Source organism: Ligilactobacillus sp. ESL1201 (assembly GCF_058503265.1).
The window spans coordinates 1-20,073 of sequence record NZ_CP196363.1 but is presented as its reverse complement, the minus strand read 5'-3'; the positions used below and the strand labels follow the sequence as shown (position 1 = coordinate 20,073).

The 20,073-nt window shown below is 39.7% G+C and carries 20 protein-coding genes, 2 tRNA genes, 2 rRNA genes and 1 pseudogene; 9 read left to right on the top strand and 16 right to left on the bottom strand.

Annotation, left to right across the window (positions count from 1 at the left end; all coding sequences use genetic code 11):
- The first annotated feature begins 508 nt into the window (after positions 1-508).
- Positions 509-772, top strand: coding sequence for a type II toxin-antitoxin system Phd/YefM family antitoxin (locus tag ACSYSK_RS09735; protein ID WP_491715394.1), 264 nt, complete (start codon positions 509-511; stop codon positions 770-772).
- 195 nt (positions 773-967) lie between these two features.
- Here the strand turns inward: ACSYSK_RS09735 and ACSYSK_RS09730 are convergent, their stop codons facing one another.
- The 3 genes and pseudogenes from ACSYSK_RS09730 to ACSYSK_RS09720 all read right to left on the bottom strand — a co-directional run.
- Positions 968-1,276 carry a type II toxin-antitoxin system YafQ family toxin gene (locus ACSYSK_RS09730; protein WP_491715393.1) on the bottom strand — a complete coding sequence of 103 codons (309 nt, stop codon included), beginning with the start codon at positions 1,274-1,276 and terminating at the stop codon, positions 968-970.
- Positions 1,266-1,544, bottom strand: a complete 279-nt coding sequence (locus ACSYSK_RS09725; RefSeq protein ID WP_491715392.1) for a RelB — start codon at positions 1,542-1,544, stop codon at positions 1,266-1,268. The genes ACSYSK_RS09730 and ACSYSK_RS09725 overlap by 11 nt, the downstream gene beginning before the upstream one ends.
- Positions 1,545-1,703: 159 nt before the next feature.
- Positions 1,704-1,958 (bottom strand): annotated as a pseudogene (locus tag ACSYSK_RS09720) (flagellin); the annotation flags it as partial.
- Between the two features lie 2,082 nt (positions 1,959-4,040).
- On the opposite strand from ACSYSK_RS09720, the gene ACSYSK_RS09715 reads away from it, so the two are divergent.
- Positions 4,041-4,157, top strand: coding sequence for a putative holin-like toxin (locus ACSYSK_RS09715; RefSeq protein ID WP_491715901.1), 117 nt, complete (start codon positions 4,041-4,043; stop codon positions 4,155-4,157).
- Between the two features lie 257 nt (positions 4,158-4,414).
- Here the strand turns inward: ACSYSK_RS09715 and ACSYSK_RS09710 are convergent, their stop codons facing one another.
- The 4 genes from ACSYSK_RS09710 to ACSYSK_RS09695 all read right to left on the bottom strand — a co-directional run bounded on the left by ACSYSK_RS09710 (position 4,415) and on the right by ACSYSK_RS09695 (position 7,512).
- The gene (locus ACSYSK_RS09710; RefSeq protein WP_491715900.1) at positions 4,415-6,379 is read right to left on the bottom strand and encodes a flagellin N-terminal helical domain-containing protein; all 1,965 of its coding nucleotides are present in this window, start codon (positions 6,377-6,379) and stop codon (positions 4,415-4,417) included.
- A 353-nt stretch (positions 6,380-6,732) separates the two neighbouring features.
- Positions 6,733-6,999, bottom strand: coding sequence for a type II toxin-antitoxin system HicB family antitoxin (locus ACSYSK_RS09705; protein ID WP_491715389.1), 267 nt, complete (start codon positions 6,997-6,999; stop codon positions 6,733-6,735).
- Between the two features lie 67 nt (positions 7,000-7,066).
- The gene (locus ACSYSK_RS09700; RefSeq protein ID WP_491715390.1) at positions 7,067-7,195 is read right to left on the bottom strand and encodes a hypothetical protein; all 129 of its coding nucleotides are present in this window, start codon (positions 7,193-7,195) and stop codon (positions 7,067-7,069) included.
- 17 nt (positions 7,196-7,212) lie between these two features.
- Positions 7,213-7,512, bottom strand: a complete 300-nt coding sequence (locus tag ACSYSK_RS09695) for a hypothetical protein (protein WP_491715391.1) — start codon at positions 7,510-7,512, stop codon at positions 7,213-7,215.
- A gap of 198 nt (positions 7,513-7,710) precedes the next feature.
- Here ACSYSK_RS09695 and ACSYSK_RS09690 point away from each other — a divergent pair, with 198 nt between their 5' ends.
- Both ACSYSK_RS09690 and ACSYSK_RS09685 read left to right on the top strand, forming a co-directional pair.
- Positions 7,711-9,639 (top strand): flagellin N-terminal helical domain-containing protein, encoded by a 1,929-nt coding sequence (locus ACSYSK_RS09690; RefSeq protein ID WP_491715899.1) that lies wholly within the window; start codon positions 7,711-7,713, stop codon positions 9,637-9,639.
- A 152-nt stretch (positions 9,640-9,791) separates the two neighbouring features.
- Positions 9,792-10,064: a RelB gene (locus ACSYSK_RS09685; protein ID WP_491715898.1), complete on the top strand. Its 273-nt coding sequence runs from the start codon at positions 9,792-9,794 to the stop codon at positions 10,062-10,064.
- A 299-nt stretch (positions 10,065-10,363) separates the two neighbouring features.
- Here the strand turns inward: ACSYSK_RS09685 and ACSYSK_RS09680 are convergent, their stop codons facing one another.
- Both ACSYSK_RS09680 and ACSYSK_RS09675 read right to left on the bottom strand, forming a co-directional pair.
- Complete coding sequence (locus ACSYSK_RS09680) at positions 10,364-10,627, bottom strand: type II toxin-antitoxin system Phd/YefM family antitoxin (RefSeq protein ID WP_491715897.1); 264 nt, start codon at positions 10,625-10,627, stop codon at positions 10,364-10,366.
- A 243-nt stretch (positions 10,628-10,870) separates the two neighbouring features.
- Entirely contained in the window at positions 10,871-10,963 is a 93-nt protein-coding gene (locus tag ACSYSK_RS09675; protein ID WP_491715896.1) for a putative holin-like toxin, read from the bottom strand.
- A 447-nt stretch (positions 10,964-11,410) separates the two neighbouring features.
- Between ACSYSK_RS09675 and ACSYSK_RS09670 the strand changes: the two genes are divergently transcribed.
- Entirely contained in the window at positions 11,411-13,252 is a 1,842-nt protein-coding gene (locus ACSYSK_RS09670) for a flagellin N-terminal helical domain-containing protein (RefSeq protein WP_491715895.1), read from the top strand.
- A 260-nt stretch (positions 13,253-13,512) separates the two neighbouring features.
- On the opposite strand, the gene ACSYSK_RS09665 is transcribed toward ACSYSK_RS09670, so the two are convergent.
- Positions 13,513-13,605, bottom strand: a complete 93-nt coding sequence (locus ACSYSK_RS09665) for a putative holin-like toxin (RefSeq protein ID WP_491715894.1) — start codon at positions 13,603-13,605, stop codon at positions 13,513-13,515.
- A gap of 449 nt (positions 13,606-14,054) precedes the next feature.
- On the opposite strand from ACSYSK_RS09665, the gene ACSYSK_RS09660 reads away from it, so the two are divergent.
- The 3 genes from ACSYSK_RS09660 to ACSYSK_RS09650 all read left to right on the top strand — a co-directional run bounded on the left by ACSYSK_RS09660 (position 14,055) and on the right by ACSYSK_RS09650 (position 16,705).
- A complete protein-coding gene (locus ACSYSK_RS09660; protein WP_491715893.1) occupies positions 14,055-16,049 on the top strand; it encodes a flagellin N-terminal helical domain-containing protein in 1,995 nt (664 codons plus the stop codon).
- Between the two features lie 149 nt (positions 16,050-16,198).
- Positions 16,199-16,438 (top strand): hypothetical protein, encoded by a 240-nt coding sequence (locus ACSYSK_RS09655; RefSeq protein WP_491715387.1) that lies wholly within the window; start codon positions 16,199-16,201, stop codon positions 16,436-16,438.
- A 21-nt stretch (positions 16,439-16,459) separates the two neighbouring features.
- Complete coding sequence (locus ACSYSK_RS09650; RefSeq protein WP_491715386.1) at positions 16,460-16,705, top strand: hypothetical protein; 246 nt, start codon at positions 16,460-16,462, stop codon at positions 16,703-16,705.
- 384 nt (positions 16,706-17,089) lie between these two features.
- Here the strand turns inward: ACSYSK_RS09650 and ACSYSK_RS09645 are convergent, their stop codons facing one another.
- Both ACSYSK_RS09645 and ACSYSK_RS09640 read right to left on the bottom strand, forming a co-directional pair.
- Complete coding sequence (locus tag ACSYSK_RS09645) at positions 17,090-17,356, bottom strand: type II toxin-antitoxin system RelB/DinJ family antitoxin (protein ID WP_491715385.1); 267 nt, start codon at positions 17,354-17,356, stop codon at positions 17,090-17,092.
- 55 nt (positions 17,357-17,411) lie between these two features.
- Entirely contained in the window at positions 17,412-17,885 is a 474-nt protein-coding gene (locus ACSYSK_RS09640) for an HNH endonuclease (RefSeq protein ID WP_491715384.1), read from the bottom strand.
- Between the two features lie 151 nt (positions 17,886-18,036).
- Here ACSYSK_RS09640 and ACSYSK_RS09635 point away from each other — a divergent pair, with 151 nt between their 5' ends.
- A complete protein-coding gene (locus ACSYSK_RS09635; RefSeq protein WP_491715383.1) occupies positions 18,037-18,771 on the top strand; it encodes an XRE family transcriptional regulator in 735 nt (244 codons plus the stop codon).
- Positions 18,772-18,849: 78 nt separating this feature from the next.
- Here ACSYSK_RS09635 and ACSYSK_RS09630 read toward each other — a convergent pair.
- The 4 genes from ACSYSK_RS09630 to ACSYSK_RS09615 all read right to left on the bottom strand — a co-directional run.
- A tRNA-Thr gene (locus tag ACSYSK_RS09630) sits at positions 18,850-18,922 on the bottom strand.
- A gap of 35 nt (positions 18,923-18,957) precedes the next feature.
- Positions 18,958-19,030 (bottom strand) — tRNA-Asn (locus ACSYSK_RS09625).
- 6 nt (positions 19,031-19,036) lie between these two features.
- Positions 19,037-19,153: ribosomal RNA gene (gene rrf, locus ACSYSK_RS09620) — 5S ribosomal RNA — on the bottom strand.
- Positions 19,154-19,225: 72 nt separating this feature from the next.
- Positions 19,226-20,073, bottom strand: a 23S ribosomal RNA gene (locus tag ACSYSK_RS09615); the annotation flags it as partial.

Here is a 20,073-nt window from a genome sequence, read left to right as displayed (position 1 = left end):
AAGCGCTGGTTTCTTTTTGATAATTTTCTGACTGAGGGGATAATTTTCATCAAAATTGATGTTTTTATCTGTAATTCCGAGCCAAAGTTTGATAAGATAATTTGTGGAAAGCATTGCCTTCATTCCTTTCAATTGGTTTTGGTCGACTTAATTGTAACACGGAAAAGCGCAATGCTTTTTCTTATACCTAAATTTAAATTGGTATACAAAAAAACAAGCATTGATTTTTCGTCATCAACACTTGTTAGTATAGAACCAAAGTAACACAAAAAAGCCGTCCTACACAACTTTAGCAGGTTGTAGGGTGGCTTTTCTAATCTTATAACTGAGCTACCGCCTTTAAAGCGGCTTGTTTTCAAAGCCGGTGTTAGCGCACCGGTTATTTTTTACGCCCTTATTATAACACTCAAATAAATATTTGACTAGCAATCATGTGCTGAAGTTGCTGGACGCAAATATTGCGTACGGCATTAACGTACGTTACAATGAGCCTAGAGAGGTGAACGAGATGGAAAACTATACTCCCACTAAGGCGCGCCAAAATTTCTACCAGATCCTGAAAGATATTAACCAGCAAAAAAAGCCGGTGACGGTCACTTCTGCTAATGGGAATGAAGACCAAGCGGCAGTCATTGTTGCTAAAAAAGACTGGGACGCAATCGCCGAAACCCTATATTTGGAAAACACCGGTACCTTGGCTAAAGTGCGCGAACATGAAGATGACAATAGTGGTTTTACTAATGTTGACGATATTGATTGGGATAATCTATGAGTAATTATCACAAATTTCACCAAATATGAGTGGACAAAAACTACATAAAAAAGCCGTCCTACTTACTTTGACCGAGTACAAGATGGCTTTTACAGACTTCTAAACTATGTCACCGCCCTTAAAACGGCTTTCTTCATGTCCTTATTCTAACACTCGAATAAGTGATCAACTAGTAGTACACCAATACAATTATATCTAAGAATTCTTATTCAAAATTTCGTGTGAACCCGTTGTTACTAATAGCAAGATAAGCTCGTCACTTTGCAACCGATAGACTACAATCCAGCCATCATAATTACTAGCGTAAGAACCATACCTAGCTGGATGAAATTCGCGGTATCCTTGCCAATTACCTGTTAATGCATGGTCTTTGATTCTCGCTAAAATGAGTTCATCATGTTCAATAACAGCTTTTACACAAGGTTTTAATACCGAGACGGGGAAATGCTTTTTCGCCAGTTTTTTTAGTTGACGTTCAAATAAGTTAGTTCGTTTAATTTCCATCTAAGTTATCAACCCACTTGTCAAAATCATTCAACGTACCGATGGTTTTCACCTGACCGTTTTCGGCCTCTTTTTTTGCTGCTTTAGCCTCTGGAGAATCCAAAAAGCTTACTAAGCGCACTTCATTATTAGCTGCTTTAATCAACGATAAGCGAATATATTCTGAAATGGTTAATCCTTGTTTAGCGAGATTATCCTTGGCTTTTTGCTGAATAGCTAAAGTTACTCGAGTAGAAACAGTTTTGTTTTTGATAACAGTATTACCCATGACATCCTCCTTTAACGTTTACTATTGTACTACGATAATTATATCTAATTTGGCACAACGTAGCAATTAAAGACACAAAAAAACAGGAACGCGCCGATCCCCCAGACGCGTTCCTGTTCGAGTATTCAAGTTGATAAAAAGTTAAATCTTAATTCAAAATTAGCCTTGTAACAAAGTCAACACACTGTTAGGCATTGCGTTAGCTTGAGCCAGCATTGACGTTGCAGCTTGAGAAAGAATATTAGACTTGGTGAAGTTCATCATCTCTTGAGCCATATCCACGTCACGGATCCGCGAGTTAGCGTCTGACAAATTGGTTGTCGTCGTGCCCAGGTTATTGATCGTGTGGGTCAAACGGTTCTGAGCGGCACCAAGATCGGCACGTTGACCAGAAACTTTGTTGATGGCATTGTCAACAGCATTCAAAGCTGCGGAAGCGTTGGCACGGGCATCGCCGTCAAGCGTAGCGTTGTAGTTTGCAATAGCGTTGTTAGCCTTCTGTGAAGCATTAGCATCAACAGTTGCTTTAGTGGAAACGCCATCATTAACCATCTTGTCTAACTCTTTGCTTAAATCTTGCAAATTGATTTTATCGTCACCGGTTGCACTATTAGCAGCTTGCTGAACTACTTTTTGCAAATCAGCAAAATCTTTAGTAGTAGCACTTGACTTCAAATCGCCTACTTTGCCACTTGAAGTATCAAATACTTTGCCGAGAGCAGCAGCAAAATCCGCATGAGTTGCTACATATCCAGTGGTTGCAGTTAACAAATTATCAGTACCACTAGTACCTCCCAAGGTGTCCTTAACACCTTTAACGGTAGCCGTTCCTCTATCGGTAGAGCTGTATTTAGTAGTATCAAGACTATCTTTAGCTAAGTAAACACTGTCTTTACCTTCTAATTTTTGTAATTGTGTCTTTAAATCTGCTAGGTCACCGCCAGTAGCTGAATCAGTAGAATTGTTAACAGCATCAATTAAAGTTTTGAATTGAGCGGCAGTAGGAGGAGTAGAGGCAAAATCACCACTTGCGTCAGAATCATTACCGCCATCACCAATCTTACTTTCAGTACCTGTACTAAATACAGCTTTTAAAGCCTGATAAATGTCGTCATGATTAGCGGCAACATGTGAAGTAGTGTTAACTGTCCCAAAATAATTACTGTCTAACAAGGTCTTTAAAGCTGTTTTCGTGTTAGCTACACTACCATCACCAGAGGTTGGCCGTTTTGATGTATCCACACCGGCTGCACGATAACCAGTGAAAGATCCAAGTCCAGTTCTAATTTTAGTTAAAGCAGCACCATCAGCACTAGAGATACCGGAAGGGTTAGCAGACCCCATTGCGGCTTTTAAAGCAGCGAACTGTTCTCCAGTTGCACTTGTCTTAAATGAACCATCCTTATTAAATACCTCATTAATTCCGTTAAGTATACCACTAACACTAACACCATTACTTGTTCCATTCCAAAATTCATCTGTCAGTTCACTCAAACCACCAGCAACACCACTACCAGAATTAATAGTTTTATTTTTATAGTTAGATGCATCAATTGCAGCTGGTTTTGCAGAATCAATGTATTTAGTTAAATCAACATCACTCTTACTGCCATAGCTACCAATGTCTCCTTGCAATTGATTAGCAAATGAAGTTAAATCAGTGGTCAATTTAGAGAATTTATCATCAGTAAAGCCTGCAGCATTAGCAGAAACTTTACCATCACCATCTGTCATATTTGCCATGTCGTCTTTAAGCTTATCGTAAAGATTTCCTAAACTGGAATCATAGTGATTTAAACCAACGTTGCTAGAAGTCCCATCACCCTTAACCAAATCATAAAGAGCATCACCATTACCAGCATCTGATTTATATCCTAATTGACTGACAAAATTATTTAATGCACCAATTTGTTGATCCTGTGTAGCATTGACTGTGATGTTGCCGTTATCAGTGTTATTAGCTACACTAACACCCAAAGAGAAAGAATCCATGGCATTGACGTTGACACTCATAGTTTGACCAGAGTTAGCACCGATCTGGAAAGTGAATTGGGTGTTTAGTATTAATTCTCATTGTAATAACCTCCAAATATATTTTTTTAAGTACTGAACGCGGGAAAACTTGGAACACGCGTTGGCATTTTGGAGGAATGTTGTTGGAGATAAATGCTAATTAAGCATCGCTGATTCACTTCTTTTAGAATCGATATAAATTAAAAAAAGGATGAATTGAACTAAAAGTTGAACCTATTGCGAAGAAATATTATGAGAAAAAATGTTTTTATCCATCAATTAGATATCTATTTTAGATTAAATTAGCTATCGAAAAATTAAAATAAAAATGAATTAGATGTGAATAAAAATGGATGGATTTTTGCGTTTAAAATGTCATAAAATTACTTTTTTAAATTAAGGTATATGATATACTGAATGTGCAGGAAGTTTTATGGGCGGTGGCTGTTTTATTCTCTAGGAGGTGATTGCGTATGAGAATACGTGAAAAATCTGACGAAAGGATTTTCAGTCCACTTGGATACATTTCAAGTGCTGTCGTTGCTGATCGCGTTCGGGATGCTGATTATCGCTATCCTAGATCACAACGAGCGGAAGTAACACAAAAAAGCCGTCCCTCTATACTTTGGCGAGTTTCTGGGATGGCTAAATTGCTATTGTAGTAACGTCACCGCCTTTAAAGCGGCTTGCGGAGGGTCAGCGCTTTTTGCTGGCTCTCTTTTTGTACCTTCATTATAACACTGGAATAAATTATTGACTAGGATTAGTAACGCAAAAAACAGGAACGCGCCGATCCCCCAGACGTGTTCCTGTTTGAGTATTCAAGTTGATGAAAAGTTAAATTTAAATCAAATTAATTAACCTTGTAGCAAAGTCAAGACGCTGTTAGGCATTGCGTTTGCTTGTGCCAGCATTGATGTAGCAGCTTGTGACAAGATGTTAGACTTCGTGAAGTTCATCATTTCTTGGGCCATGTCAACGTCACGAATCCGCGAATTAGCATCCGACAAGTTGGTAGTTGTTGTGCCCAGGTTATTGATGGTGTGTGTCAAACGGTTTTGAGCAGCACCAAGATCGGCACGCTGACCAGAAACCTTGTTGATGGCATTGTCAACAGCAACTAAAGCCGATGAAGCGTTGGAACGAGCGTCTTTGTCAAGGTCACTATTATAAGTTGCAATAGCGCTGTTGACTTTTCCACCAGCGTTCGTATCGTTTCCACTATAAGCATCTAAAATAGATTGAGCAACTTTAGAACCGTAACTACCAATGTCACCTTGTAACTGGTTAGCAAATGATACTAAATCATTGATATTATCATTGGTTAATGTTGTTTCATTCAGTCCAGTCCCACTTCCAGCAGTTAAATTAGGAGCTCCTTTAACTTTATCATAAAGTGTTTGTAAACTTTGATCGTTGTTACTTAATTCTGTGACTAAATTACCTAAAGCACCAGTATTACCACTTTCATTATTACCAGAGCCAGAGCCATCACCAGCGCCATAAGTAGTAGCGATACCATTAACGGCACTTTGCAGTGCTTTCAACCTGGATTGAATATCACTACCCTGATTAGCATTGTCTGTCAAAGCAGACTTAATGGAATCTTGTAAAGTTTTCATGGCAGTTTTACCAGTATCGGTTAAGCCACCATTAGTAGTATCAACGTTTAACATGTCGGTAATATCGGTACCATGTGTACCAGTAAGAGTAGGAGTGTTACCGCTGTTGTCAACCTTAGCAAAAACTGCGTCTAATTTAGTATTAAATGTAGAAGATAAGTCAGTATACTTACCACTTTGATAAGCGTCGTTGACCTTATTCATGATCGTTTGCAGTTTTTGCAGGTTAGTTTTGTCATCGCCAGTAGCTGAAGCAACGGCTGTATCAAGAGTATCCTTAGCTGTTTTAACAATAGCTGCAGTTGGAGTATTATTTAATGTACCACCATCATCAGTAAATACTGCATCAATGGCTGTTTCAACAGATGCGCCAGCACCAGCAAAATAGCTAGTACCACCACCTGATGGTGCTGTATTTAAAGCATCATAAGCAGTTTTATACGTATCTGCATCGTCGTCAGCTAAATCGCCATAATCAGTGCCAGTGTTTGCTAAACCGGTAATAGCACCTATAAGGGCTGCTTTGTCAGCTGTAGCTAAAGGAGTAGTTTTAGGGAGAGCAGCGCTAGTCGCAGAAGTTTGAGCAACAGATCCAATTCCTAAAGAATTTCTAAGTGTATTATAAGCCTTAACTTGTTGTTCAGCAGTAGCATTAACAGTGATTTGCCCGTTAGCTGTATCATCACCGACTAAAACTTTTAATGATGAGGCGTCCATAGCGTTGACATTAACGCTCATGGTCTGGCCTGAGTTAGCACCAATCTGGAAAGTAAACTGAGTATCATCTTTACTCAACAAGTTTTTAGTGTTGAACTGAGTTGTCGTGGCGATTCGGGTAATTTCGGATGAAAGAGCCGTGTATTCCTTGCTGATTTCAGAACGATCTTCTGAAGTCAACGTATCGTTAGCTGATTGCACTGATAAGTCACGCATCCGGCCAAGGATACTGTGAGTTTCATTCAGCGCACCTTCAGCGGTTTGAATCAAGGAAATCCCGTCTTGGGCGTTCGTCTTGGCTTGAGTCAAACCACCGATCTGAGCCTTCATCTTTTCGGAAATTGCTAAACCTGCGGCATCGTCGCCGGCTTTATTGATTCGGGAACCAGATGATAATTTTGCAAGTGAATCAGACTTGGCGTCGTTGGCCGAATTTAAACTCGACAACGTGTTCATTGCGGGAATATTAGTATTAATTCTCATTGTGATAACCTCCAAATATATTTTTTAAGTACTGAACGCGGGAAAACTTGGAACACGCGTTGGCATTTTTGAGGAATATATTTTGAACGAAATGTTAATTAATCAATTTTTCTAAGGGTGTTTTAGAATTTATATAAATTGAAAAATAACAGAATGGAAGCAAAAATGGAATTCAGGCACCAAAATATTATGAGAAAAAATGTTTTTATCCATCATTTATGTATCGATTTTAGATTAAATATGACATTAAAAAATTAAAATTCAGCCGAACTAAAGCACACAAAAAGTCATCCCATTTCAACTATTGTTGAGCTATAAGATGACTTTTTATTTTATAAATTAATAGTTAATTATTAGCTAACATCCGATTTTTTCATATCTACAGCAATATAGACAACCTTTTCGTTATCCTTTAAGTGCCACTTGCTTGGATCCTGTGCCTGCGGGTAAACAACGTCGCCTTCTAACATAGTTGCGATTGCATCTTCGACCCAATAAGCCGCGTCCGAAAAAGAATCGCCTTGAGTTACCATTCCTGGGATATCAGGGGAAGTGACCAAATAATAATGACCATCGTCGTTACGTTCTTCAATAATTACCGGATAAATTAATTTTTCCATCTCAATAAATCTGCCAAAATATTTTAGCGCTAAATTGGCAGCTCCTTCCTTCACCGTGCAAGCAACATTACTTCTTGCTTTGGTCGTCGGCTAACAAATCTTCCCTGAATAACTCTTTGTGCAATTTCTTGATTTGCTCGTCATTTTCTTTTTCCATTTTTTCCATTTCTTGTGTAATTACTTCTTCTACTGTCATATTTATCCCCCTAAAATTTAGTTATTTTTCCATCTATGGTATAAACTCGTGACGTTGATATATGGAACTTCCTTGCTTCTGATACGCTCAAAATATTCTTGGTGTTCGTCGCAAAAATCTAAGAATACTTTATGCACTGCTGGGTAAACTATTGCCTCATTGACCAAATTATAGTTGATATAAACGGCAATTTGTTCTAAATTGTTGAAACGCTTGATTTCGATGTACAACAAAATGATACCCGCAATGGTTACCGCGTACGAGAGCGATTCAAGTGTAGTTTTTAAATCAGTAACAGCTGTTAATAAGTAATTCATTTGCAATCACCCATTAATAAATACGACAACTGAACATATGCTGACTAAATTATAACATAATGCTAAATTCTTCAGCAGGCCAGTGATTGACTACAAAAATTACCTTCACGAAATAAATTACAACAAAACATTTCTAATATGAGATTAAATTAGGACACTTCATAAATAAATTTCCCCACTCAAAACGTTATTCCCGCAATGAACACGTTGTCCAGCTTAAATTCGGCCAACGACGCCAAGTCTGATTCACTTGCTAAATTGTCATCCGGCTCCCGGATCAACAAAGCCGGCGATGACGCCGCAGGTTTAGCAATTTCCGAAAAGATGAAGGCTCAGATCGGTGGCTTAACTCAAGCCAAGACGAATGCTCAAGACGGGATTTCTTTGATTCAAACCGCTGAAGGTGCTTTAAACGAAACTCACAGTATCCTTGGACGGATGCGTGACTTGTCAGTGCAATCAGCTAACGATACTTTGACTTCAGAAGATCGTTCCGAAATCCAAAAAGAGTACACAGCTCTTTCATCTGAAATCACTCGGATTGCGACAACAACTCAGTTCAACACTAAGAACTTGTTGAGTAAAGACAACACTCAATTTACGTTCCAAATCGGTGCTAACTCTGGTCAGACGATGAGTGTTAACGTCAATGCGATGGACTCTTCTTCGCTAGGTGTTTTAGTTGGCGATAATCTTGATAATGGTAAGATTACGGTTAACGCAACCGCTGGACAACAAGTTGATGCTTATAGTGTACTTAGAAACTCTTTGGGTATTGGTGGAACTGTCACTACTACTGGTAGTTCTGCACTTCCCAAGTCTGGGACTTTATCTACAACTGACAAAGCAGCTGTTCTGAGTGCTATTTCTAGTTTAAAGCCTACTAAAACAGATTATGGTGATTTAGATGGTACGGAAGCATCAGATTACACAGCTGCTTACGATGTTTTAGATACAGCAACTACCGGTTTCTTTGCTACCTATGGTGATAGCGGGGCTGATGGTACAGCCTTAAAGAATGCTCTTAATGCCGTATTCACAGATGATACCGGTACATTAAATGCTACTGCTCCAACTGCAGAGACCACTAAAACAGCGAAGGAGGCAATTGACAAAGCTGTTAGTTCAGGATCAGCAACAGGCTTTGCTAAAGATGCATTAAAGAAATTACAAACTATCATGAACAAAGTCAACACTGCTTATCAAAGTGGCCAGTATGTTGACGTATCTAGTAGTGGTTTAAACACTGCAATAGATGGATTCTTTGGAAAGGATGGTACTACTGGTGATCATTCTCTCGACATTACCACAGTTTTAACTGCTAACGTTGATACATCCAAAGGTGGTTTAAGTGATACAGGTAAAACAAAACTTAAAGCTTTACAAAAATCTATCACAGATGCCTTAGCTGATAAAGCTAATAAAGGCAGTAATGCTCAATCCAGATTAAAGGCATTACAAAGTGCTGTTAATGGTGTAGCTGCTACATTTGGTGCTGATAATGCTGGTGGTAGTAGTAATACCGGTAATTTAGGCGCTTTGGTTACAGCATTGAGTAAAAGTGACTCCAGTTTGCAAACACTTTATGATAAAATTACTACCTCTCCTGATATCAGCACTAATGACGGTAGTGGAACAGGTAATGGTTTAAATGGAACTGAATTGACCACCGATGATGTTAACAACTTAGTATCATTTGCTAACCAACTGCAAGGTGACATTGGCAGTTATGGTTCCAAAGTTGACCAAACCGTCTTAGACGCCTATGATGCAACTAACCCCGGCAAGAAAGTCAACGACGCTATCGCGACATATAATAGTTCACTCGATGGTGATGCTCGTGCCAACGCTTCTGCTGCTTTAGTTGCCGTCGACAATGCCATCAACAAAGTATCAGGTCAGCGTGCTGATTTAGGTGCTGCTCAGAACCGTTTGACCCACACGATCAACAACCTAGGCACAACAACTACTAATTTGTCAGATGCCAATTCGCGTATTCGTGACGTTGATATGGCGCAAGAGATGATGAACTTCACGAAGGACAACATCCTTTCTCAAGCTGCTACCTCAATGTTGGCTCAAGCAAACGCTATGCCTAACAGCGTCTTGACTTTGCTACAAGGCTAATTGATTTAAGATTTAACTTTTCATCAACTTGAATACTCGAACAGGAACACGTCTGGGGGATCGGCGCGTTCCTGTTTTTTTATTAATTGCTAGGTAAATCCAAATTAGTTATAATTATCGTAGTACAATAGTAAACGTTAAAGGAGGATGTCATGGGTAATACTGTTATCAAAAACAAAACTGTTTCTACTCGAGTAACTTTAGCTATTCAGCAAAAAGCCAAGGATAATCTCGCTAAACAAGGATTGACCATTTCTGAATATATTCGCTTGTCGTTGATTAAAGCAGCTAATAATGAAGTGCGCTTAGTAAGTTTTTTGGATTCTCCAGAAGCTAAAGCTGCAAAAAAAGAGGCCGAAAACGGTCAGGTGAAAAAGATCGGTACGTTGAATGACTTTGATAAGTGGGTTGATAACTTAGAATGACAAACTCCTTTCTCTATTAGTGACAAGGAGTTCACACAAATTTTTGAATAAGAATTCCTAGATATAATTATATTGGCGTACGGCTAGTTGATCATTTATTCTAGTGTTATAATCAAAGATACAAAAAAGAGAGCCAGCAAAAAACGCTGACCCCTCCGCAAGCCGCTTTAAAGGCGGTGACAATCATGTTATGCTAAATAAGCCATCTCTAAACTCGTCAAAGTATAGAGGGATGGCTTTTTATGTAGTTTTTGCTTATTCATATTTGGCGGAATTCTTAATTTCAACTTGATAATTACTCATAGATTATCCCAATCAATGTCGTCAACATTAGTAAAACCACTATTGTCATCTTCACGTTCGCGCACTTTAGCCAAGGTACCGGTGTTTTCCAAATATAGGGTTTCGGCAATCGCGTCCCAGTCTTTTTTAGCAATAATGACTGCTGCTTGGTCTTCATTCCCATTAGCAGGAGTGACTGTCACCGGCTTTTTTTGCTGGTTGATATCTTTCAGGATCTGGTAGAAATTTTGGCGCGCTTTAGTGGGAGTATAGTTTTCCATCTCGTTCACCTCTCTAGGGTCATTGTAACGTACGTCAATGCCGTACGCAATGTTTGCGTCCAGCAACTTCAGCACATGATTGCTAGTCAATAATACATTTTTAGTGTTATAATGAAGACATAAAAATAACCGGTGCGCTAACACCGGTTTTGAAAACAGGCTGCTTTAAAGGCAGTGGCAAATTATTTACGGCAAGTGAGCCGTCCCTAACTCGTCAAAGTATAGAGGGACGGCTTTTTTGTGTTACTTTTCGTCGTGATGATCGTTGAATTCTATAATCAAAATGACTAACGTTGCGAATTCGATCATCAACGAGATAGCTTGAAAAACACTCAAGCCGGTTGTTTCCTTTCACTAGATTTGTTGATGCCATAGGCATCGCCTCCTCTGCGAGTGCACAGCCACCGCCCATAAAACTTCCCATGCATTCAGTATATCATATCCTCAATCCTAAAAAGTAATTTTATGACATTTTTCAGCGTAAAAATCTTCCTATTTTTATTCACATCTTATTCGAATTAATTTTAATTTTTCAATATCATATTTAATCTAAAATCGATACCTAAACGATAGATAAAATCATTTTTTCTCATAATATTTCTTCGCAATAGTTTCTATTTTTGCCTTAATTCTGTTCTTTTTTAATTTATATCAATTCTAAAATAAATGTATCAGTGCTGTTTAATTAGTGTTTTATTCAAAATACATTCCTCCAAAATGCCAACGCGTGTTCCAAGTTTTCCCGCGTTCAGTACTTAAAAAATATATTTGGAGGTTATCACAATGAGAATTAATACTAATATTCCCGCAATGAACACGTTGTCCAGCTTAAACTCGGCCAATGACGCTAAGTCCGATTCTCTGGCAAAACTTTCTTCGGGTTCCCGGATTAACAAAGCCGGCGACGATGCCGCAGGTTTGGCAATTTCCGAAAAGATGAAGGCGCAGATCGGTGGCTTAACTCAAGCCAAGACGAACGCTCAAGACGGGATTTCTTTGATCCAAACTGCTGAAGGTGCTTTGAACGAAACTCACAGTATCTTAGGCCGGATGCGTGACTTGTCCGTGCAATCCGCTAACGATACTTTGACCAGCCAAGATCGTAGCCAGATTCAAAAGGAATATACAGCTCTTTCATCCGAAATCACCCGGATCGCTACTACAACCCAGTTCAACACCAAGAACTTGTTGAGTAAAGACAACACCCAGTTTACTTTCCAGATTGGTGCTAACTCTGGTCAAACGATGAGTGTTAACGTGAATGCAATGGACGCTGTCTCACTTGGTGTTAATGTTTCCGATAACACTGATAACAATAATATCACTGTAAATGCTACAGCTGCGCAACAAACTGCTGCTTATAATACTCTTAGGGCAAGTCTTGGTATTGGTGGAGATGGTAATAGCAATGAAGATATATCAGCCGCCGATGCCGCAGATGTATATGCAGCTTTTAAGGGTTTAACGCCTAGCGTTACATCCGCAACGACCTCATTTACAGGCTTTAGTGTTGCTGATGGATTTAATACAGGTGATGATACAACATACAAAGATGCTCTTACTAATTTAAGTGCTAGTGGTCATACTTTAGCTTCGGGCGAAGATCATGAAGCTGCAGCAACAAAGTTAGCTGTAATTGTTGGCGATGATGGTAAAAGTGCTGGTAGTGCAGATTTAGATGCCGACAAAATAAAAGCTGCTAAAGACGAAGTAGATAAAGCTGTTAATGATTCATCAGTATCGGCAGACGATAAAGCGGATTTGAAAAAAATTCAAACGTTGGTCAACAAATTAAGTAATCAATTTTCTGACGGTAACTATGACACAGTTTCGTTCTCTGCAGCAACTGACTTTACAAATGTTTTTAGTGATTCAGACGGAACGCTTAATACCACTAACATTACATTTGATGACAATCATAAGCTAACAGACGCTTCTGCACAAGCAATTAGTAAATTACAAGATTCCATTAGTAAGTTATTGATTGATAATAAGGGTAGCGATGCACAAAAGAGAATAGGAAAATTGCAAAACGTTGTAAATCGTGTCGTTAGTGGTTTGGGTGCTGGTGGTTCACTCAGTGGTATGGTCACAGCACTAGCAAAAAATGATTCTAGCTTACAAACTCTTTATGATAAGGTAAGTAGTACCCCAACGGATCCAACTAGCGATGATGTCAACAATTTAGTTGCATTCGCTAACCAACTTCAGGGAGATATTGGTAGTTATGGTGCTAATGTTGATCAAAGTATTTTAGACGCTTACGATAAAACTAACCCCGGCAAAAAAGTTAACGATGCTATTGCTTCCTACAATAGTGAACTTGATGGTGATGCACGTTCTAACGCTTCTTCTGCTTTAGTTGCTGTTGACGATGCCATCAACAAAGTTTCTGGTCAGCGTGCCGACTTAGGTGCTGCCCAAAATCGTTTGACTCATACCGTTAACAACTTGGGGACGACTTCGACTAACTTATCAGACGCTAACTCACGGATCCGTGACGTGGACATGGCGCAAGAGATGATGAACTTCACGAAGTCCAACATTCTTTCTCAAGCTGCAACGTCAATGTTGGCTCAAGCAAACGCTATGCCTAACAGCGTCTTGACCTTACTACAAGGCTAAGATTTGATTTAAGATTTAACTTTTACATTTTCATCAACTTGAATACTCAAACAGGAACGTGCCTGGGGGATCGGCGCGTTCCTGTTTTTTGTTATTAATTCTAGTCAACAATTTATTCTAGTGTTATAATGAAGGTACAAAAAGAGAGCCAGCAAAAAACGCTGACCCTCGGCAAGCCGCTTTAAAGGCGGTGGCATTGTTATAAGATGATTAAGCCATCCCAGAAACTCGCCAAAGTATAGAGGGACGGCTTTTTTGTGTTACTTTTCGTCGTGATGATCGTTGAATTCTATAATCAAAATGACTAATGTTGCGAATTCGATCATCAACGATATAGCCTGAAACGTACTCAAGCCGGCCGATTCCTTTCACTAGATTTGTTGATGCCATAAGCATCGCCTCCTCTTCGAGTTCACAGCCACCGCCCATAAAACCCCTTGCTTATTTAGTATAGCATATCTACTCTCTAAAAAAGTAATTTTATGACACTTTTCAACGCAAAAAATCTATCCATTTTTATTCACATCTAATTCACTTTTATTTTAATTTTTCAATATCATATTTAATCTAAAATCGATGCCTAATTGATGGATAAAATCATTTTTTCTCATAATATTTCATCGTGATAGTTTCTATTTTGACCTCAATTCTGTTCTTTTTTAATTTATATTAATTCTAAAATATCTCTTAAAATTCCGTTTAATTAGCATTTCCTTTCAACGATATTCCTCCAAAATGCCAACGCGTGTTCCAAGTTTTCCCGCGTTCAGTACTTAAAAAAATATATTTGGAGGTTATCACAATGAGAATTAATACTAATATTCCCGCAATGAACACGTTGTCCAGCTTAAACTCGGCTAACGACGCTAAGTCCGATTCTTTAGCTAAATTGTCATCTGGCTCTCGAATCAACAAAGCCGGCGACGACGCCGCAGGGCTCGCCATTTCCGAAAAGATGAAGGCCCAGATCGGTGGTTTAACTCAAGCCAAGACCAACGCTCAAGATGGTATTTCACTGATTCAAACTGCTGAAGGTGCGCTAAATGAAACTCATAGTATCCTCGGCCGGATGCGTGACTTGTCCGTGCAGTCAGCTAACGATACGTTGACGAGTGAAGATCGTTCCGAAATTAGCAAGGAATATACAGCACTTTCGACTGAAATTACTCGAATTGCCACAACTACCCAATTCAACACCAAGAACTTGTTGAGTAAAGACAACACTCAATTCACTTTCCAAATCGGTGCTAACTCAGGTCAGACGATGAGTGTCAATATTAATGCGATGGACGCCAATACATTAGGTGTTGATACAGGTGCAGGTCAAATTACTGTTAATGCAACTGATAGTGAACAAAAAGACGCTTTGAAATCATTTGTTAAGAATTTAGGATTTGAAAATCAGGACTCTAGCAAACTTGCTCAATTAGTTAAAGGAAGCGGAACTGATAAAGGTTTAAGCGACTATGACGGTAGCCTTAAGACTTTATATGGAAATCTAGGAAAGGACGTTACTAAAATTGGTACACTTAGTGGTAGTGAGTTAACAATTAAAGATGACGCTAAAAGTGAAGATATTACAAAATTTACTAACGATTTAGTTTCATTTGCCAATCAATTACAAGGTGATATCGGCAGTTATGGTAATCAGTCTAATGTTAAAAAAGTTGTAGAGGCTTATCAAGGAACAACAACTGATGCTACTGATGGTACTGATAATACTGGTGAAATTACTAATACAGGTACACCAGCAAGTGTTAATCCAACCGCTCAAACTAATGCAGACGATGTAAAAAATGCAATGGATGCTGCAGGTATGTCAGATTATTTAGATTCAAATAGTGATTTAAGTGATAAACTTAATGCTGTATTTGACTCTGATGGTAACGTAAAAGGTGATGTTACTGCTGAACAATTTGAAGCACTGGAGTCGTCAATCTCTGATGCGGTTGATGCCACTTCTTCAGATCCTACCAATGGTCCATTGGTATCCTCTTTGCAAGATGCATTTAATACTACTAAAGGTGAAGTTTATACTGCTGCAGTAGCTCCCTCAAATTTATCAAGTATTACAAGAACTGCAGCTAGTGTTGATTCAACCGCTCAAACCAATGCAGACGATGTAAAAAATGCAATGGATGCTGCAGGTATGTCAGATTATTTAGATTCAAATAGTGATTTAAATGATAAACTTAATGCTGTATTTGACTCTGATGGTAACGTAAAAGATGATGTTACTGCTGAACAATTTGAAGCACTAGAGTCGTCAATCTCTGATGCGGTTGATGCCACTTCTTCAGATCCTACCAACGGTCCATTGGTATCCTCTTTGCAAGATGCATTTAATACTACTAAAGGTGAAGTTTATACTGCTGCAACCGAAACACCAGATGAAACAAACGGAACAAATGGGACAAACGGAACAAACGAAACATCATCCAAAACTACTGCTTCACAGAAAGTTAATACTGCTATCGCAGATTACAACTCTACCTTGGATAAAGATGCTCGTGCTAATGCTTCTGCTGCTTTAGTTTCCGTTGATGCTGCTATCAACAAGGTTTCCGGTCAACGTGCTGATTTAGGTGCCGCTCAAAACCGTTTGACCCACACGATCAACAACTTAGGTACGACAACTACTAATTTGTCGGATGCTAATTCGCGGATCCGTGACGTTGATATGGCTCAAGAGATGATGAACTTCACCAAGTCCAACATCTTGTCACAAGCTGCAACGTCAATGTTGGCACAAGCTAACGCAATGCCTAACAGTGTCTTGACTTTGCTACAAGGTTAATTTTGTTCTTAACCCAGATCTTAAACACAACTTGAATACTCGAACAGGAACACGTCTGGGGGATCGGCACGTTCCTGTTTTTTGTGCACAAATTATTGATTGCTAACCTAAATTTAGGTTATATAATTAGATCAAGGGAGGTATTTACCATGGCTAACTCACCGTTTAACGACAAAAATCAAAATATCGGCGTTCGTCCTTCTAAAATGTTAACAGTTCCTGCCCTTTCCCTTATTCATGAGGAAAATCAATTAACTAATGATGGTCAGTTTATTGATAACTCGGTACACCAAAACCCTTTCACAAGAGCAGAGTGGGTAAAAGAGCAGCAAGTGCATCTTGGAGAATTTGGTGATGATTTGGTAGAAGTACTAGACAGTGAATTTTAAATATTTATGGAGGTGTACTTAATGAATTTAGCTGTCGATACACAAAATTTAACTATCATGGGAGTCAAATTTGATAATAAAAAGGAGTTTAATGCAGTTTGGTATGCTCTAAGTTCGAATATAATCGCGGGTTGGAGCCCTACAGTTCACGATATTCAAAATTTGAAGACTGAAAGTGAACTAGCAGCTGGCTACGCGGATGTTTTAGCTAATAGAATTCGTCCGGCTGAAGATGTATTCTCCGATATTTTACAAGACGAACAGTAATAATTTTGTCATACGCAATGCTCTGTATTCCCTTTTAACGGAAACGTACTATAAAAGCCCCGTTTTTTTATTTTGATATTTAAGAAAGCGTTTTTATAGACAAGTTACCTGCTAAGTGTTACGATAAAAGTGTCCTATAACTTGCCAAAGTTATGTAGAGGATCTGGTAATTACACGAGAAGGTCTAATCAAGTCGGTTGATCATTAGATTTCTCTGCATGCCTCCTCCTACATTTGTTTCAAATTCGCAGTCAAGGTTTATTCCTTGGCTGTTTTTTGGTATAAAAATACTCCCTAATTAGCTTTGTACTAACTATTAGGAGTATCTTTTGCTTTATTTAATTATAGCAATAACTGCTAAAAATTTTTTTAAATCATTCCTCGCTAGTCCGCAAAAAATTCTTCCCATTCTGCGGACGTTTGCACCTTTTGGATAGGAGTTTTATGACTAGCAGCAATGATTTTATTCTTTAATAGCTCTTCTTCACTGATTGGCAGGGATCCCGTATCAGCAATTTGTGTCAGTAACATTGCTACTACATCGTTAGTCTTTAATCCTAGTTTATCAAGCACTAGCTCGGCCGCTTCTAGCTTGTTTTTATTAATATTAACGGAAATTCTTTTATTGATCGTATCATTTGCACTAGTCATCTTATTCACCATCCCTTGACAGTTATTATAGCACTAAAGTGAATCTCCATTAAACTCACAGCGCACCGATCTCACGCAGAAATTCCGTGGCAGTCCTGGTTCCCTTGCGCGTATCACACTGCGGGCAAGAAACAACGATATTGCTCTCATCGTTACTGCCGCCCCTGCTGATCGGGATCTTATGTTCCAGCCGAAAGCCGCCGACTGGCAGTGTTTTGCCGCAGTAATAACAGCGGTGCTGGTCGCGTTCATAGATCATCTGGCGCTTAGCCTGAGAAATTGGCTTACGCTTTGTTTTGATCCCATTTAAGTTAACGCTATCAAAAAAGCCCGACTTCTTTAAGTAGACCATCTCGTTATATGCGGTCACGTCGAGCGACATGCTCACCTTTTTGGTCTGCTGTAATAACGAGATCAGCCGGTCGATTTCGGCAACCGACAGTAAATAATTTTCTTCATCGTGCACGATCCCCTTTTGATAATCAAGCGTCAGCAAATAAAACGTGCGCCTTTTCTTCTTCGTAGTCAATCTGAACCCTCCTTAATCATTCACAATATTTAATTTATTTTCCACATAAGGAACAAAATAATCGTAACGCTATCATTTTACTTTGTCAACACCGTATTTATTTTTAAAAATCCATGTTATGATAAAACTAATCTTAGTTAGGAGGCACCTTATGTTTTCTACTCAATTAAAACAACTGCGCATCAGCAACCATTTGTCGCAAGAAAAGCTGGCAGCTGCACTAAACGAAAAATATCAGTTGCGGATCAGCAAGAGCATGCTTTCGCGCTGGGAAAACGGAACGGCTGAACCACAGATACGCTATATTCAAGCAATTGCAGCCTATTTTGCACTCGACATCAATGATTTGCTAGCACAAGACGCATTGCCTACTGAACCGCTGATTACCAAAACTATCGCACAGATGAAACAATTGGATCCTCAACGGCAAAATATTGTTTATGACTGTGCCAAAGAACAACTTGCGGAACAAACGCACGAGAAACTCCAAGAGAAAAATGCTAGTTATCAAGTAGAAAATAAGACAAAAAAGATAATCATTAAAGGAGAGATAACCGCAGCCACTAGCATTTTTTCCTTAACTAAAAGGCATTATAGTGTAGAAATCAACGTTCCTATCCCCCACGATTACCATTTAGTAGTTGTAGTTAAGGGAGATGAACTAGCGCCATTATTTGCGAATCAGCAGCTACTTTTTGTCAGCTATGATGTAGAAGAACTTTACAGTAATCAAATCGTGATCGTTAACTACCATAATAACTTCTATATCAAAAAGATATTCTTAACTGATAAGGACGTCCAGCTTGTTTCATTAAACTCATCAGACACGAAAAACGTCACTATTTCGTATAATGATTTAACGGTGATCGGCAAAATAATTTTATAACAAAAGGGTGCTAAAGAAGCATTTATATATACATACAAAAAAAGCCGAGACATAATTGTCTCGACTTCATATCAGATATGCCGGCTAGACGATTCGAACGCCCGACCCTCGGTTTACGATACCGATGCTCTACCAACTGAGCTAAGCCGGCAAAGCTTAAGTTAATAATTTAATATCAACTACTAACTCCGGCAGGCGGACTCGAACCGTCGACACCCTGATTAACAGTCAGATGCTCTACCAACTGAGCTATGCCGGAATAAATGCGTGGCGACGACCTACCCTCGCAGGGGGCGATCCCCCAACTACTCTCGGCGTGACGAAGCTTAACTGCTGTGTTCGGCATGGGAACAGGTGTAGCCTTCGTGCCATCATCACCACACGTGAGCTTTGCTCACTCAAAACTAAATCATCTTTATTTCTTCTGTCTTCCGACTTCCACTGCGCTTGCTACTTGGTTAAGTCCTCGACCGATTAGTAATGGTCCGCTCCATGCCTCACGGCACTTCCACTTCCATCCTATCTACCTGTTATTCTCTCAGGGGTCTTACTTCATTTCTGAATGGGAAATCTCATCTGGAGGCGAGTTTCGCACTTAGATGCTTTCAGCGTTTATCTCATCCATACTTAGCTACCCAGCGCTGCCTTGGGCAAGACAACTGGTACACCAGCGGTATGTCCATCCCGGTCCTCTCGTACTAAGGACAGATCCTCGCAAATTTCCTACGCCCGCGACGGATAGGGACCGAACTGTCTCACGACGTTCTGAACCCAGCTCGCGTACCGCTTTAATGGGCGAACAGCCCAACCCTTGGGACCGACTACAGCCCCAGGATGCGATGAGCCGACATCGAGGTGCCAAACCTCCCCGTCGATGTGAACTCTTGGGGGAGATAAGCCTGTTATCCCCAGGGTAGCTTTTATCCGTTGAGCGATGGCCCTTCCATACGGAACCACCGGATCACTAAGCCCGACTTTCGTCCCTGCTCGACTTGTAGGTCTCGCAGTCAAGCTCCCTTGTGCCTTTACACTCTGCAAATGATTTCCAACCATTTTGAGGGAACCTTTGGGCGCCTCCGTTACCTTTTAGGAGGCGACCGCCCCAGTCAAACTGCCTACCAGACACTGTCTCCCACCGGGTTAACCGGTGTGGGTTAGAGTGTTCATACAACGAGGGTAGTATCCCACCAACGCCTCGGGCGAAACTGACGTTCCGCCTTCTATGGCTCCTACCTATCCTGTACAAGTTATACGAACACCCAATATCAAGCTACAGTAAAGCTCCATGGGGTCTTTCCGTCC